This is a genomic window from Geomonas sp. (assembly GCF_056994735.1).
Genome location: NZ_JBXKJL010000335.1, coordinates 1 through 17,488 on the forward strand (window position 1 = coordinate 1; position 17,488 = coordinate 17,488).

Sequence of the window (17,488 nt, forward strand, 5' to 3'; positions counted from 1 at the left end):
GACGTCTCGGTCACCACGGTTTCGGCCACGCCGTCCCTCATCATGCCGGCCTCGGGCACTACCGACGGCAGCGGCTCCACCTGGAGCTACACCCTCAGGGTCAGGACCAACTCCAACGGTCCGCGGCTCGTCACCCTGGGGGCAAGCGACACCGCGTCCGTCAACATGTCCGGCTACGGCGCCCCCCCCTCCGGCCTTCCCGCCAGCGTCTTCCTCGGTTCCACCGCCATCGACCCCTCCGATACCCACGGTACCATCGCCAACTGGGCGAGCGGCGCCGCGATCACCTTCAACGTTCCCAACGACGGCGGCGTCCCCTCCGATTCCGCAGAGAGCGGCGGGAGCAGCGGCGATGGGGTGGTGAACGGTCTCAAGGCCGGCGACATGGTCTATCTCTACTCAGGCAGCGACTACTACGGTCCCTTTACGGCGGGGCGGGTCACCGAGGTCCCCGCGGGGAGCGGAACCAGCGTCGCGCCCTGCACCATCGAGCTCTTCAACAACCTCGGAGCCGGCACCCTGACCAACCTCCCCACCTCCTACGCCCAGATCGTCGAGGCGAAGGACGTGACCATGACGGTGACGCAGGGGGCGGTCACCGATCCGACCCGGTACTCCAGCTGGACCACCACCGTCTCCGCCACCATGGCGGCTGCAGCCGCGGCAAGCTCCCCGCTGGTCACCGACTCGCACATGGGGAAGATCTCCGTCACCAAGTACGTCCGCAATCTCACCACCCCCACCACCTTCGGAACCGGATCCTACACCTTCAGCGCCAGCGGCAGTTCCAATCTCTACTACACCGGAGGCGTCAGCGGACGAAGCGGGGAGATCCTGGAATACCTGGAGGTGATCAGTGACGTGGGGAGCGGCGCCGCCCAGAGCGTGGTGATCACCGATGTCCTTCCCGGCTACACCACCCTCATTTCCGGGTCGGGGTACGGGGTGAGCGGCGGAGGGGACATCTTCGCCCATGCCTGGTTCAACAACAAGGAGACCGACCTCGCCATCGGTAACAGCGGTCTTCCCGATGTCGCCTACGGCACGGCGTCGGCGAGCCCGCAGATCATAACCTTCCGCGTCGGGACCGGCTGTACCCCCGCCGCCGGAGGGACGCTGGACACTTCTCTTCCGTCGCCGCAACCGGCTTCAACTGCCTATCTCGTCTACCAGGTGAAGATTAACTGAGACTCCCCGTGAGCCGCCGGCAAGGGGCCCAGGGGCAATGGATTGCAACCACCAACAACAGCAACACAGCAAAAAGGAGAGACACATGAAGAAAAGAAGCACCGTACTGGCCCTGACCACCCTGCTGCTCGCCCTGATGATCGCCGCAACCTCGGCCTTTGCCGCCGCCAAGGTCTCCATCAGGATCAAGGCCGAAAAGGAGATCTCCATCACCAAGGGGGGCAAGAAGGAGATCAAGACCGTCCCCGCCACCAAGTTCGCCCCCAACGACCTCATCATCTACACCATCACCTATACCAACCAGGGGAACGAGCCGGCCACCAACGCGGTAGTCGATGATCCGATCCCGGCGGGAACCTCCTACGTCCCGGGGAGCGCCAAGGGAGAAGGATCGGAGATCGTCTTCTCCATCGACAAGGGCAAGAGCTTCAACAAGCCGACCCTGCTCACCTACGAGTCGGTCGGCGCAGGCGGCAAGAAGCAGAAGCATGTGGCGGCACCGGAAGATTACACCAACGTCCGCTGGATCGTGGCCAACATCCCGCCCAAGGCCAGCGGCAAACTCGAGTTCAGGGTCAGAGTGAAATAGAAACGCATCGCGGCAGTTAACCAGATCGGAAAAAAGGAGGAAGAGATGACCGGCAACACCACCGGGAAGGAGAGCAGGGATTCGATCAGGGCAGGGCCGCCGACACAGATCCGCACATGCAATAGTGTGATCGGCAGCAATTTTAATCGCGGGCTCTGTCCGCTACCAAAAGGAGAAGTGCAATGAAATGGATGAAGAAAGTCCGCAACGGCGCCGCCGTTACCGCCACCGCAGTGGCAGCGTTAGCGCTGCTGGTGCTGGCAGCCACCCAGGCCCAGGCTGCCGCCAACCCCACCAGCGCCGGGGCGACCGTCTACAACAAGGTCACCGTCACCTACGCCTCGGGTGCCGTCTCAGGGCTCACCACCTCCAGCTCGGTGAGCGTCACCGTCACCACCCTGGCGGCGCGCCCGACCGTCAGCGTCGATAGCCAGGCGGCCAGCATCCTCTCCGGAGCCACCAAGCTCTACACCTACACCATCAGGTCCAACAGCAACGGTACCGATACCTACACCGTCAGCAAGGATGGGACTTCCAGCGACTCGTCCAACATGAGCACCGCCAACACCGACAGCCTGACCCCTACAGGCATCAGCCTGTGGGGCGGTTTCGCCATCGGAAACGGCAGCGACGCGGGCGGCGACTACATCACCGTCCCCGGCGGCACCACCGCCTCCGCGGTCAACCCGCTGGCGGTCAACGCCAAGGTGATGCTGACCGTCAACGGCATGGCCGACCAGAGCTACAACGTCAAGGCGATCGCAGCAGGCCGTCCCCAGACCGATACCCAGACCGAGGTGCTGGACAGGATCTATCTCGACCCCGTCTCCGGGGCCATCGCCCTCACCAACGTGACCGCCGGTACCCAGGTCGGCGAATACAAGACCTTCGCCAACACCGTGACCGCGGGTAACGTCAACATCGACCCGGCCACCACCGCCATCAGCGACGGCACCCACGTAACGCAGCTCAGGGTGGTCACCACGGCGACCGACATCAACAAGGCCACCATCACCTACATCACCACCAACGGGACGGACGTGGTGACCACCACCATCCTCGCTCCCAAGCTGAGCATCCTCAAGGAGTCCAGGAACATCACCGCCAACCCGGCCGCTCTCTTCGCGACCTCCGGCACCACCGCGCGTCCGGGCGAGGTGGTCGAGTACAGGATCACCATCACCAACCTGCACTCCTCCGCCACCGCCACCATCAGCAACGCCAACGTAGCCGACACCCTTCCCGGCTACTCGACCTACAACACCGGGACCACCAAGATCAGCTACAACGGCGGCGCAGCCGGCGCCCTCACCGACGGGGCCGGCAACACCTCGCCTCTGGCTGGTGCGGGCTACACCCTGTTGACGCCGCTGGCCGGCGGCGACACCGCGGTGATCACCTACCAGGCCACGGTGAACTAAACGGGTAAAGCGGGGGGAGGCTTCAGGCAGCCCCCCGGCACCCGCCACTTTCAATGCAATGTTATGAAAAGGAGAAGAGCATGAAAAAGCCGATCATCAGATCGCTCATGGTCGCCGGCCTGACCGCCGGCCTCGTGGCATCCTCCGCAAGCGCCTGGGCGACCACGGCCAAGACCGCCGCCAATACCCAGATCGTCAACACCGCAACCCTTACCTTCACCATCGGTTCCACCACCTCCTCGGCCAAGGCCTCGGTCTCGGTCATGGTGAGCCTGGTCCCCTCCGCACCGCAGGTCGCCATCAGCAACCCAGCAGCGGCGGCCTATGCCGGCACGGACACCCCGACCCAGACCGACACCCTCACCATCCAGAGCACCGCCAACGGTCCGGCCAGCTACACCATCACTCCCTCGATCAACGCCTCGGTGAACAACAGCAACACCGCGACCGTGGCGGCCACCAGCGGCAGCATCGTCCTGGGCGCTTCGGTAACCTCGGCAGCCACCACCAATTCCAACGTCCTCTACGTTCCGAGCGTCACCTATGCAACGGACCCGGCCCTTAACGACGCCCACCAGGTCAACGGCCTCGGCAAGAACGACACCATCGTCTTTGTCGACTCCGCCAACAACAACATGATCATGACGGTTCAGGACGTCTCCAACCCCGGCACCCAGTCAGGTACCGCCGAGATCTACCTCTCCGCGCCCGTCTCGGTCACCGTGGGCACCCCGATCTACGAGCAGACCTCCAGCGTCAACGGGGTCAGCATCATCGTCAAGCCCGGTACCATCGAGACCCCGGGGAGCTTCCTGACCGTCGACGTCAAGGCCGACGTCTCCGGCACCGGCTTCAGCACCGTCACGGTGATGAACTCGACCGCCTCGGCCAACGCCAACGCAGGCGACGCGAGCAAGCCCCCCACCAACCTCAACGTCTGGACCTCGGCACCGGGCACGGTCAGCATCACCAAGTACGTGAGGAACACCAGCGACGCCTCGGCCAATCCCGCCGTGAGCTGCTCCACGCTCATCTCCGGCACCCCGGGCACCTGGTGCACCAGCGGTGCGGTGACCGGCAAATCGGGGAACGTCCTCGAGTACGCCGTGGTGGCCAAGAACACCGCCACCGACGCCGTCGGCAACCTCTCGAACTGCAACATCTCCGACCTCCTCCCCTCCGCCTTCATGACCCTGGCCTGCAACGGGTACAACCCGGGCGAGGACGTGCGCTACATCGACACCCTGGCAGGACTTCACTCCCTGACCGCCTGCGGCAACACCTCGGGCAAATGGGCCAACTGGAACCCGGCCGGCAACCCCAATCTCCTGGTGTACGTCGGGAACGGGGCCGGCGATAACACCCCGGGGAACCTCCCCTTCGGGCAGCAGGTGACCGTCACCTACAAGGCCACCATCAAGTAAGCCCAAGCGGAGAGAACCGGAAATAGATGCCTAGCTACTTCGTTTCGCATCTCTACCGCCCCCTTGCCGGCCTCCGTGCCGGCATTGGGGCCGGCCGTCCTTCGGGCGGCCGCGACGGCCGGGGGGCCTCAGCGCCCCCGCGCCGTACAGGGAGAGGTGCGTCCCCGGTGGCCGGCATGCTGACTTCGCTGGTGGGGGTGGGGGCAGCCCTGCTGATCTTCCTCTTGGCTTCGCCCCCCGCCCATTCCTACACGGTCTCCAGCGACCACTCCATCGTCAACGTCACCACCTTCACCGCCGACGGCCTGACCCCGGTCAGCGCCTCGATCACCGTGACCCTGCTGACGCCGGGGCAGTCGACGGTGGAGTTCCTGAAATACGCCCCCCTCTCCAACGGGGCCCTGATCCCCGGCGCCTCCTACGCGGAGGTGGGGCAGACCTGGTACCGCACCGGGAGCGACAAGGAGGCGGCCTTCGCCGCCATGCGGCTCCCCACCCCCCTCGGCTCGGGCGCGCCCCTCGATCTGGCCAACCCGGTACCCTTGATCGCCGCCGATTCCTTCCACGCCGGTGAGCCGCTCTTCCTGCAGGTCACCGACTCCGAGCAGAACCTCGATCACGATACCCGGGAGACCGTTGTGGTGACCCTCAAGAACGAGGAGACAGGGGTGGTGCAGGTGCTCCGGCTGGTGGAGACCGGCCCCGACACCGGCATCTTCACCGGTTTCATCAACTCGGCCGACGCCGCCGGCAACATCGGTGGGGGAACCTCCTACTCGGGGATCTTCCCGGTCTCGCAGAACAACGCCATTACCGCCCGCTACGTCAACGCCCTGGACATGAGCAACACCTCCACGGCGAGGGTCATGGTCGACCCGCTGGGGAGGGTCTTCGACAGCAGCACGGGGAAACCACTGGACGGGGCCACGGTTACCCTCTGGGACGTCGACGCCAACGACTACGCCACGGTCTACGGCGATGACGGCGCCTCCACCAACGTCTTCCCGGCACCGGCGGCCGGGACAAAGCCGGCCACCGTCGTCACCGGCTCCACCCCCAGGGACAGCTCCGGCAGGGTCTACGCCTTCTCCCCCGGCGGCTTCAGGTTCCCGTACGTGAAGCCGGGGCGCTACCGGCTCCTCGTCACCCCGCCCTCAGGCTACAAGTTCCCCTCGTCGGCCAGCGACAGCGCCATCGCCCGGCTCACCGGAGGGCCCTTCACCGTGGTCGACGGCTCCCGCGGCCTCACCTTCAGCGTCAACCCGGGCCCGGCCATGCGCATCGACCTCCCGGTCGACCCGGTTTTCGGCCGGCTCTGGATCCAGAAGGCCTCGACCAAGAGCCAGGCCGCCATAGGTGATGCGGTCCCCTTCCAGGTCACGGTGCAGAACAGCCAGACCGAAGCCTCCCTCACGGCCGACTCCGTAAAGGTGACCGACGTCCTCCCACAAGGCTTCCGGTACGTGAAAGGCTCGACCAAATTGAACAGCGCCGCTGCACCGGATCCCGCCATCTCGGCCGACGGCCGCACCCTGACCTTCGACATCGGCGACCTCCCGGCCAAGACCGGCGTCACCTTCAGCTACGCCACCATGGTCTCGGCCGGAGCCGCGCTCGGCACCGCCACCACCACCGCCACCGCCGCCAGCGGCACGCTCTCCTCCAACACCGCCACGGCCACCGTCGAGATCCGTTCCGATTTCCTCTCCACCCGCAGCATCGTCATGGGTCGGGTCTACAACGGGAGCTGCGGGGAGCCCGACGGCGCGGCCGACCAGGGGGTCCCCGGGGTCAGGATCTACCTGGAGGACGGAAGCTTCGTGGAGACGGACAAGAAGGGGATGTACCACTTCGAGGGGGTGACCCCGACGACCCACGTGGTGCAGCTCGACCTCGATTCGCTGCCGGCAGGGTATGAGGCCGCCCCCTGCGAGGAGAACAGCAGGTTCGCCGGGAAGGCCTACTCCCAGTTCGTCGACCTCCAGGGGGGGACGCTGTGGCGCAGCGACTTCCACCTGGCCAGGTCGCGGAAGAGGGCGGCGCCAGGCGAACACGACGAGGCGGAGTACGTCCGGCAGCACGCGGCGGAGATCGCCGCGGCCGACGCCAGGCTCGCCGCCGAACTGGCCGCGGCGGGGGGTGACGTCAAGGCCGGCCAGGATGAGGTCCCCGAGGCCGCCCCTCCCCCCGGGTGGGTGAACATCGAGCTGAAGAGCCGGGTGAAGGACGACACCATCGAGTACCAGGTGCGGGGCTGGGGGGGGCACGAGCCCCTGGCGAACAAGCGGGTGAGGATCACCCTGCCTCACGGCGTCGCCTATCTCGCGGGCTCCAGCACGCTGGACGGAAAGGGCGCAGCCGACCCGCTGCAGGAGGAGTCGGCCCTGATCTACCAGCTCCCCGATTCGGCCGAGGAGTGGAACAAGGTGCTGGCGTTGCGGGCCAGCGCAAGGGAGGCAGGGGAGGAGGGTGACATCACCACCAGGGCCCTCCTCGAATTCGACATCACCTCCTCCACCGGGCTCTCCACCCCCGAGGCAGAGAACGTGCTGAAACGGGTCGGGGAGGAGGAGACGGTGGACATGCCGGACATCGTGCTCCACCCCCACTTCGCCACCCTCAGCGCCGAACTCTCCGTCGCCGACCGGGCGATCCTGGACGAGCTGGCGGCCAGACTGAGCGTCGTGGATATCAAGGAGGTCGTGGTTTCCGGCCACACCGACAACGTCAGGATCAGCCCCCGCGCCCGGCGCCTCTACCCGGACAACAACGCCCTTTCCCTTGCCCGGGCCAGGAGTGTCGGGGAGTACCTGATGGACAGGCTCCAGCTCCCCCGCTCGACCGCGGACTACAGCGGCTACGGGGAGAGCAGGCCGATCGCCCCCAACAGCAGCGCCGAAGGGCGGGCCATGAACCGGCGGGTGGAGATCCTGGTGCGGGTGGCGCGCTCGCTGGAAAAGAGCCACCTGGAGGTGGTGAAGGGGGAGAGCGGGGTGCAGAAGGCCGAGATCCCGGGGGTCCCCCTTCCGGCACCCAAGGCCCCGGAGCCTCCCCCCGCGCCGAGGAAGGAAGCCCCCAAGGACGAGGAGGATGTGCCGGGGCAGAGCATCAAGGAGCGGCCGGGGATTCTCAGCCCGACCGACGGCGGGACACTGATCCATCCCATCAACGGGGTCCGGGTCTGCCTCGACTCAGAGCTCGCACCCAAGCTGACGGTGGACGGCAAGGAGATCGCGGCGGAGCGGATCGGCTTCACCCTGAAGGACCCCAGGAGCGGCAAAACCATCTACAGCTACATCGGGGTCGATTTCGGCCAGCGGGGGGAGAGGAGCGCCACCATCGAAGGGGTCGATCCCTTCGGAGTCAGCCGGTTCAGGCAGACCATCAAGGTGACCCGCAGCGGCGCGGTGGCCACCATCCGCCTCAGGTCCAACGAAGGTAACATCGCCGACGGAAGGACCCCTGTCCGGCTGCAGCTCGAACTCCTCGACACGGCGGGGAACCCGATACCGGCCGCAGCCGACCTGGAGATCCGCGAGGGGAGCCTCAAGCCGGTGAAGTCCCGGGACGAGACCCCGGAAAGCGTGGCGGGACGCGGCGACCTGGTCCACGTAGACCTGCAGGGTAACGCGCTCTTCCAGCCGGTCAGCAAGAGCGGGCTCTACAAGGTGACGCTGGCGATGAACGGGGTCAAGCTCGAGACGGAGACCTACGTGAAGCCGGTGATGCGGGAGTGGATCCTGGTGGGCCTCGCCGAAGGGACCGCGGGGTACAACGCCGTCTCGGGCCACATGGAGAGCCTGGAGGGCTCCGGGGTGGACGAGAAGTATTACGACGACGGCCGGATGGCCTTCTACGCCAAGGGGACGGTGAAGGGCGAGTGGCTGCTGACGGCGGCCTACGATTCGGCCAAGAGCAGAGGGGCGACCGGCAGCGGCCTCTTCCAGACCATCGACCCCAACACCTACTACACGCTCTACGGAGACGCGAGCCAGCAGCAGTACGACGCCTCCAGCATCAGGAAGCTCTACCTGAAGATCGAGCGCGAGCAGTTCTACGCCATGTTCGGCGACTTCAACACCGACCTCACGGTCACCGAGCTCTCGCGCTACAGCCGCAGGCTCAACGGGGTGAAGACGGAACTGCACGGGAAGACGCTGGAGGTGAACGCCTTCGGGAGCGAGACCGGCCAGGCCTACGTGAAGGACGAGATCGAGGGGGACGGCACCTCCGGGCTCTACCACCTGAGCAGGAGGAAGATCGCCATCAACTCGGACAAGGTCTCGCTCCAGGTGAGGGACCGCTTCCGCTCCGAGGTGGTGATCTCCACCCGGGAGCTCACACGCTACACCGATTACAGCATCGACTACAGCTCGGGGACGCTCCTCTTCAAGGAGCCGATCTACAGCAGGGACGGGGAGTTCAACCCCATCTTCATCGTAGCCGAGTACGAGACGCTCGACGCCGGCACCAGCGCGCTGACCTTCGGCGGCAGGGTCGGGGTGAAGCTCCTGGACCAGCAGGTGAGGGCGGGGGTGACCTACCTGCACGAGGGTGAGGTGAGCGGGACGGGGAACAGCCTCGGGGTCGATACCACGATCAGGGTCGGAACGGCCACCACCGTGAAGCTGGAGGCCGCCCGCAGCGAGTCCAACTTCAGCCAGACCACCAACAGCACCGGCACCACCAGCACCACCGGCACCAGCGGCGCCAAGGGGACCAGCGGCAACGCCTTCCTGGCCGAGGTCATCCAGCGGACCGCCAGGCTCGACTCGCGGATCTACTTCCGGGAGATGGGGAGCGGATTCGGCCTCGGCCAGCAGCAGTCGAGCGAGGTCGGGACCAGGAAATACGGGCTCGATGCCGGCTACAAGCTGAGCGACGCACTGAACCTCAACGGGACCGCGAACCGCCAGTACATGCTCTCCACCGGGGTCCAGGCCGACCGCATCGAGGGGAAGGGGAACTACAGCTTTGGCAATTACGGCGCCTCCCTCGGGGTCCGCCATGCCTCCGACCGGCTCTCCGACGGCAGCACCAAGGAATCGGACCAGCTGACGGCGGGGGTGAGCCTCCTGGCCCTGGACAAGAAGCTGACCCTCAAGGTGGACCGGGACCAGTCGATCGGCGCGAACAGCACCGCGGACTACCCGACCCGCACCACGCTGGGGGCCGATTACAAGCTCTCCTCGCAGCTGAGCCTCTTCGCCCAGCAGGAGTTCACCGACGGGAGCAGCAACCGGGGGAACGCCACCCGGGCCGGCTTCAAGAGCACCCCGTGGCAGGGGGGCTCGCTCAACAGTTCCGTGGAGAGAAAACTCAACGAGAACGGCGACCGGATGTTCGCCCTCTTCGGCCTCAAGCAGAGCTGGAAGCTCAGCGACCACTGGAGCGTCGACGGAGGCCTCGACCGCAACCAGACCATCAGGAGCGCTTACCGGATCAACCCCAACACCGTCTCCTCCTCGGGAAGCGAGGACTTCACCGCGGTGTCGCTCGGGGCGGACTACAAGGAGAGGAGCTGGAGCTGGAGCGGTCGTGGCGAGTACCGGACCTCGACCAGCGAGGACAAGTGGGGGGTCCTGAGCTCCATCCTGGGCGAACCGGCGCACGGCTGGGGCTGGTCGGCGAGGCTGCAGCTTTTCACCACCGAGGCCGCCACCCAGACCACGGTGAATAGCGACCTCCGGCTTGGGCTGGTCTACCGCCCCCTGGCGACCCGCTGGATCATCCTGGACCGGATGGACTTCCTCATTGACCGCCAGAGCGGGGCCGCCGGGACCGACAGCCGGCGCATCGTGAACAACCTGAGCGCCAACTACCGGCCGAACCGCAAGAGCCAGGTGTCGCTGCAGTACGGGGCCAAGTACGTGCTGGAGACCTACAACGAGGCGAGGATCACAGGCTACACCGACCTCATCGGGTTGGAAGGGCGCTACGACCTGACCGGGAAGTGGGACGTCGGGGCCAGGGCCTCGCTGCTGCACACCTGGGGCACCGGGCAGGCCCTCAACAGCGCCGGGGTCTCGGTCGGATACAACATCGTGGAGAACGCCTGGCTGAGCCTCGGCTACAACTTCACCGGCTTCAGCGACAAGGACTTCTCCTCCGCCAACTACACGGCGCAGGGGCCCTATATCAAGTTCCGCTTCAAGTTCGACCAGAACTCGGTGAACGACGCCGTGAGGTGGCTCAACCGGTAACAGAGGTGCCGACCCGGCTCATTTGGCCGGGCGGGAAAACGAATGGCAGTTGGAGAAAGCATGCCTTACCGTGCAGTATTCAAGTTGATATCGATCGTGCTCCTGTCACTGATCTCCCTTTCCCTGGCCAGCCGGGGCGAGGCCGCCGTGACCATCACCCGCACCTCGTCGCCGGTCTTCTATTCCGACCTCGGCAACGGCCTCTCCGGGAGCTACGTGGCCTACCGGATAACCACCGATGCCCCGATCGCCGACGCCTGGGCCAGGATCGGCGGCTTTTCCGGCCCCAACATCACCCTGGCGCCGACGGAAAACGGCCTCTTCCACCTGGGGGCGCTGGGGGGAGGTTCCAAGATGGCCTATTTCTACCTGGCCACCGGCGCCGTCAGCCAGGGGAGCGAGACCCACACGGTGTCGGTCTATAACGGGAAACCGCCGGCCGGGAGCGTGCTGCGGACGGACACCTTTTCCATGACGCAGCAGGACACCATCCAGGCCAACTCCAACAAGGTGAGCTCGGTCATCACCGGGCCGACCCCGGCGACACTCGGGGGCGTCGTCACCATCTCCGTTACCGGCGACACCGGCAGCACCGGCGGCCACCTGGCCTTCAGCGGGGCGACCGACCCCAATTGGCCCGCCAGCACCTACCGCCTCTTCCGCTCGGTGATCAACCTCCCCGACGGCTCGACCCTGACCGATGCCCCCTATATCGCGGCCTACACCGGCATCACCGGCACCTATGTCGCCACCTACACCTTCACCGCCGAGAACACCATCACGGCGCCCGCCGCCACCAACGCCACGGGATTCATACTGAGCGGCCAGCAGATGAAACACACCCAGGTCGGCGGCTCCGCCGGCAATCCCGCTCCGCCCCCCATAAGCCCCACTTCCGGCAATGCGGTGGTGCTCAGCAACTTCTCCAACGTGGTCACGCTCCCCCCCCTCACCGGAGGGACGGTGACCTACACCGTGCGCCTCACCAACAGCGGGACCGCCGACGTCACGCTGGGGGACGTCGTCGACACCCTCCCGTCGTCTCCCGCGGCAGTCGCCTACCAGCCCGGGTCGACCACCTTCAACGGCGTCCCCCTGGGCGATCCGACCGTCTCCGGTTCCCAGCTGACCTGGAGCGGGACCTTCACCGTCCCGGCCGGGGGCAGCCGCGACCTCACCTTCCGCGCCGTGGTGCCCGGGACCGGGGGCACCTACACCGACAGCGTCATTGCCCACATCGGCACGGTCCAGATCGATTCGACCCTGGGCACCACCGACAACGTCCCCGCCACCTCGTCGCTGACGGTGACCGACGCGCCGGTCCTGAGTAAAGCCTTCACTCCGGCCACCATCGGGGTCGGCAGGGCGTCGACCCTGACCTTCACCGTTTCCAACAGCGCCGGGAACCCGGCCCAGAGCGGCCTCGGCTTCACCGATACCCTCGCTGGCGGGCTGACCCTGGTGGGGACGGCGGTAACTCCGCAGTGCGGGGGTACGGTGAGCTACAGCGGGGGGAACGTGATCAATTTCACCGGCGGCGCGCTGGCGGCGGGGACTGCTTCCTGCACAGTTACCGCCACTGTCACCGGCAGCACCCCGGGGACCTACCCCAACACCTTCTCCGGCAACATGAGCAATCTTTCCGGCGGGCTCAACGCCACGGGGCTGAGTGCCTCGCTCCTCGTCTCCGCCCCCTCGCTTACCAAGACCTTCACCCCAAGCATCATCAACAGCAACCAGGGCTCCAGCGTGGTCTTCACCATCACCAACGGCGCCGGCAACCCCGACCAGACCGGGCTCTCCTTCACCGACAACCTTCCCGCCGGGGTGGTGGTGGCCAGCCCCGCCGCGGTGGTGAATAGTTGCGGCGGCTCGCTCTCCCCCCTGTCCGGCGGCGAGACGTCGATCACCCTCTCCGGCGGCACCCTGGCGGTGAACACCTCCAGTTGCAGCGTCACCGTCAGCGTCAGGCCGACCACGGGAGCGCTCACCACCTACACCAACCGGGCCAGCAACATCACCGGACTCAGCGCCAACCTCGTCAACAGTGTCACCGACCAGACCCTGACCGTGGTCAGCACCCCGACGCTGGACAAGGTCTTCACCCCTAGCGCAGTGGGGGTAGGGCAGACCTCCGCCCTGGTCTTCACCATCAACAATCCCTCCGCGGCCAGCCAGAGCAAGCTCTCCTTCACGGACCTCTTCCCGGCCGGTCTGGTGGCGGCCACCCCTCCCGGCGTCTCCTCCACCTGCGGCGGGAGCGTCTACCGGACCGGGACCACTGTCGCCCTTACCGGCGGCGAGGCGGCCCTCGATTTCGCAAACGGCGCCATCGGCCCCAACACCAGTTGCACGATCTCCATCAACGTCACCGCCATGGCCGCGGGAGCCTACGTGAACGGCAGGGGCAACATCACCAGCATCTCGGGGATGAGCAATGCCGTCTCTGCCCAGACACTGCAGGTGGTGGCTGCCTCCCTCGGCAAGAGCTTCGCCGACGCCACGTTGAATGTGGGCTCCAGCACCGTCCTCACCTTCACCATCACCAACGGCGCCACCAATCCTGCGCAGACCGGTCTCGGCTTCACCGACACCCTTCCCGGCGGGCTCACCCTGTCGGGAACCGCGGTCTCTCCGCAGTGCGGGGGGGCGGTAAGTTACTCCGGCAACGCCATCAACTTTTCCGGCGGATCCCTTGCCTACGGTACCGCTTCCTGCACCATCACCGCCACCGTGACCGGCAGCGCCGCCGGCTCCTACACCAACAGCTACCCCGCCAACATCGCCAGCCTCGCCGGCGGGCTGGACGCCTCGGGGGCCAATGCGGCTCTAACCGTGTACCCGCCCCCGAGCCTGGCCATCACCAGGACGACCTCGCCGGTCGCCCCCTCGCCCGGCGCGGTCATTACCTACGCCTTCCGGGTGACCAATACCGGCGGGCCCGCCACCAACGTCACCCCCAGCGATGTCATGAGTCCCTACACCACCCTGGTGCTCAACTCGGGGGGAGGAGGCCCCTTCAGCTTCCAGGAGGGAGTCCCCCCCTCGGCGCTCTCCCCCGGGACGCCCGAGTACTCCACCGACGGGGTGACCTGGAGCACCACGCCTCCCGCCAACGGGGAGGTGATGAAGTGGAGGCTTTCCATGATCGGCACCATGAATGGCACAACCGGCGGCTCCGGGGCCGGACCCAACTTCACCATCACCTTCCAGGCGGTCCTGAAATGACGCCGGCGTCGGGGAGATCTGCCGACGATGTAGGCTCGGGCATCTGGGAAGTCCGCTCCATGAAGGAGTGGACTTCGGGGATGGCGGCTGAGTGGTGACGGGGCGGTCATGGGATGGCCGGCTGAGTGGTGACGGGGCGGTCATCGGGACGGTGCCTGAAGCTCGAAAGGCCGGAGATGGGAATGGCTGAACAGGGCGAGGTGACGGGTCAGGAGGACTTCGGTTCCTCTGAGAGGGTTTCCTTCAGCTTCTGGTTGAGAGAGTGCATGTCGAAAGGTTTCTGGATGAAGTGGGTTCCTTCGTCGACGACTCCACGCTGCGCCACCAGTTCCGAGGTGTAGCCGGACATGAAGAGCACCTTCATGTCCGGGCGGCCGGAGAGGATGACGTCGACCATCTCCCTGCCGTTCATCTCCGGCATGACGACGTCTGTGAGGATGACATCGATCGGCGGGTCGTTCTTCATGCAGATGTCGATGGCGTTGCGGGGGGATTTCGCCTGGATCACGGTGTAGCCGATCTCGGTCAGCATCTGCAGGGCCATCTCCCGCACCAGCGGATCGTCCTCGACCAGCAGCACCGAACCGGAGCCCTTCAGTTCGGGTTCGGGCGCTTCGGGCTCGGCTTCTGCCGCTCCCAGATGGCGAGGGAAATGGATCTGGAAACTCGTCCCGTAGCCGGGCTCGCTGTAGACGTTGATGAAGCCGTTGTTCTGCCTGATGATGCCGTAGACCGTTGCCAGCCCGAGCCCTGTCCCCTTGCCGACCTCCTTGGTGGTGAAGAAGGGCTCGAAGATGTGGGAGATGATCTCGTGGTCCATGCCGATGCCGGTATCGGTCACCACCAGCTGCACGTAGTCACCGGGAGTCGAATCGAGGTGGTACTTGCAGTAGGTGGGATCTATGTGTACGTTGCCGGTCTGGATGGCAAGCTTGCCTCCGCCCGGCATGGCGTCCCGGGCATTGACCGCAAGGTTCACCAGGATCTGGTCGACCTGGGAGGGATCGGCCTCTATGGACCAGAGGTTCGCGGCAGGCTTGAAGGTGAGGTTGATGTCCTCGCCGATCAGGCGCCCCAGGGTGCTCTGCGTCTCCAGGATCTTGGTGTTGAGGTTGATCTTCTTCGGAGAGATGATCCCCTTGCGAGAGAAGGCGAGGAGCTGACGGGTGATCTCGCCTGAACGCTCCGCCGCCCTGTAGATCTGGTTCAGGTACTGCCAGACCTGGTCCCCTTCCTGGACCTTGAGCATGGCCAGCTGGGCGCAGCCTATGATGACGCTCAGCATGTTGTTGAAGTCATGCGCCACCCCCCCCGCCAGCCGCCCGATCGACTCCATCTTCTGTGACTGGAGAAGCTGCGCCTCCAACTGCTTGCGTTCGGTGATATCCTCCTTGATGGCGAGGTAGTGGGTGATCGCGCCCTCCCTGTTCCTGATGGGGGAGATGGTGGCCCGCTCCGAGAAGAGCTCGCCATTCTTCTTCCTGTTGACGAATTCCCCTTCCCAGACCTGTCCCGCCGAAATGGTATCCCAGAGTCTCCGGTACATCTCCGAGGTGTTGTACTCCGATCTCAGGAAGTTCAGGTTCTTTCCGATCACCTCCTCGCCGGAATAGCCGGTGAGCTGCACGAACTTCGGGTTGACGAACTCGATGATGCCGTGAGGATCGGTGATGAGGATGGTGACGGGGCTCTGTTCCACCGCCTGTGAGAGCTTCAGCAGGGTCTCCTCGATGGTCTTCTGCTCGGTGATGTCCTGCATGATCCCGTCAAGGTAGATCATCTGGCCTTCGTCGTCGAAGTGCGGCGTCGCGCTCATGCGGATCCAGCGGATGCTGCCGTCTTTCTTGTAGAACTCGACCTCGAAGTCCTTGACCTCCTTGGAGGTACGGAGCATCTCGAGGATCTGGTCGCGGTGCTGGGGTTTGACGTAGAGCTGCTGCTGCATGTTGGTTATCCGTTCCAGCACCTCCTCCGGGCTGTCAAACCCGAGGATGGCGGCCATGGCAGGGTTGCAGCTGATCAGCCTCCCCTCCGGGGTCGACTGGTAGAGCCCCTCGATGGCGCTCTCGAAGATGCCGCGGTACTTAGCCTCGGCCAGCTTTTCCTGCTCCAGGGCCTTCTCCATGTCGGCGTAGAGGAGCTGGTTCTCCAGCGCGGAGGAGAGGAGCCCGACCAGGTTCCCTACGCTGGGAAGGGCGGCGGCCGATAGAGTGACCCTGCGGTAAAAAGCTGCATTGGCGGCAGAGTTCCCGAGAGCCACCACGCCGAGGATGCGCGCCTGGGAACGGAGAGGATAGAGGAGGTATTCATCCATCCGGACCAGGTCGGCGAAAGATTGCAGTTCCGGGTCATCGCACTCCGGGGGGCAGACGCGGAACTCCGAGTCGTCCAGCAGCGGCGCCAGCAGAGGTTCCTGTGGAGAGAGGACCAGGCTGGAGACGCCCTCCCTTTCCCCCTGCTCGTAATACCCGGCAATGGCGCAGGCGGTGAAGTCTTCATCCTTTCCGCAGTGTGAGAAGAAGACCACCCTCTCGTAGCCGAGGGTGTTGATGATGTAGGAAGAGGCGTGCTCAAAAACGGAGGGGAGATCGAGGGTGGCGGTGAGTTTCCGGTTGAGCTCGTAGAGTTCCTGCAGTTCCTTTAGTTGGGCGTCGAGCTGCTCCTGGTAAGCGTAGAGTTTCCCTTCGGCCTGGACCAGGCGCTTGACCTGGCGGGAAAGGCTGTCGTTTTCAAGGCGCAAATGATCGAGTTCGGCTGTAAGCTTCTCGACCTCATTTTTGTCGACGTCGTCCATGGTCCTCTCTGCAGCTCTTGTAATGAATATAGATTATACGGCAGGCGGCAACGATGTGCAGGAATATCATTACACTTTCGGTCCGACTGCCACGGCGATGGTACGCTCCGAACGTCCCCCCCTTGTCAAAGGGGGGACAGGGCGGTGGTGTTCGGTTAAGTTCTTGCCCACGAAGCCAAAGGACCCCCTCCCCCCTTGAGGGGGAGGGTAGGGGTGGGGGGGAAGGCGCCATTTACGACTTCGTTGGCAAGTTCACCCACCCCCCAACCCCCTCCCATCAAGGGAGGGGGAGGTACTGCAAAATACGTAACAGGACATCGCAGGGGAAAGGGGGGATTTGCAGTCGGTGGCATCACCGAGAAACCCCGGAGGGCCTGGCGCCGAAGCCAGCTCCCGACGGGGGCGGTGTCTTAGCCTGAGACGTGCTCCCGTAGGGAGAGCGGGAAGAGCCCGTGGCCCATTAATTTTTGAGTTGACAAAAGGGGCGAAAAGAATTACAAACAGGACTTCCCGAGAAGACCCATCGGAATGTAGCGCAGCCTGGTAGCGCACCTGCTTCGGGAGCAGGGGGTCGGAGGTTCGAATCCTCTCATTCCGACCATTTATTAGACAAAGGCCCTTGGCAATCGCCAAGGGCCTTT

General features: G+C 65.3%; 7 protein-coding genes and 1 tRNA gene. 7 read left to right on the forward strand and 1 reads right to left on the reverse strand.

Annotated elements, in window-relative coordinates; translation table 11 throughout:
- From AC11W3_RS14505 to AC11W3_RS14530, 6 genes are all read left to right on the forward strand, one after another.
- Positions 1-1,188 (forward strand): hypothetical protein (locus AC11W3_RS14505; RefSeq protein WP_484093236.1); only part of this gene is annotated, 1,188 nt, incomplete at its 5' end.
- 85 nt (positions 1,189-1,273) lie between these two features.
- Positions 1,274-1,777, forward strand: a complete 504-nt coding sequence (locus AC11W3_RS14510) for a hypothetical protein (protein ID WP_484090657.1) — start codon at positions 1,274-1,276, stop codon at positions 1,775-1,777.
- Positions 1,778-1,959: 182 nt separating this feature from the next.
- Positions 1,960-3,198, forward strand: a complete 1,239-nt coding sequence (locus AC11W3_RS14515) for a hypothetical protein (protein WP_484090656.1) — start codon at positions 1,960-1,962, stop codon at positions 3,196-3,198.
- A gap of 80 nt (positions 3,199-3,278) precedes the next feature.
- Positions 3,279-4,622 (forward strand): hypothetical protein, encoded by a 1,344-nt coding sequence (locus AC11W3_RS14520; RefSeq protein ID WP_484090655.1) that lies wholly within the window; start codon positions 3,279-3,281, stop codon positions 4,620-4,622.
- Between the two features lie 176 nt (positions 4,623-4,798).
- The gene (locus AC11W3_RS14525) at positions 4,799-10,825 is read left to right on the forward strand and encodes an OmpA family protein (RefSeq protein ID WP_484093237.1); all 6,027 of its coding nucleotides are present in this window, start codon (positions 4,799-4,801) and stop codon (positions 10,823-10,825) included.
- Positions 10,826-10,885: 60 nt separating this feature from the next.
- On the forward strand, positions 10,886-14,053 hold the full coding sequence (locus AC11W3_RS14530; protein WP_484090653.1) for a beta strand repeat-containing protein: 3,168 nt from the start codon (positions 10,886-10,888) through the stop codon (positions 14,051-14,053).
- Between the two features lie 208 nt (positions 14,054-14,261).
- On the opposite strand, the gene AC11W3_RS14535 is transcribed toward AC11W3_RS14530, so the two are convergent.
- Entirely contained in the window at positions 14,262-16,847 is a 2,586-nt protein-coding gene (locus AC11W3_RS14535) for a PAS domain S-box protein (RefSeq protein WP_484090652.1), read from the reverse strand.
- Between the two features lie 524 nt (positions 16,848-17,371).
- On the opposite strand from AC11W3_RS14535, the gene AC11W3_RS14540 reads away from it, so the two are divergent.
- Positions 17,372-17,448 (forward strand) — tRNA-Pro (locus AC11W3_RS14540).
- The last annotated feature ends 40 nt before the right edge of the window (positions 17,449-17,488 follow it).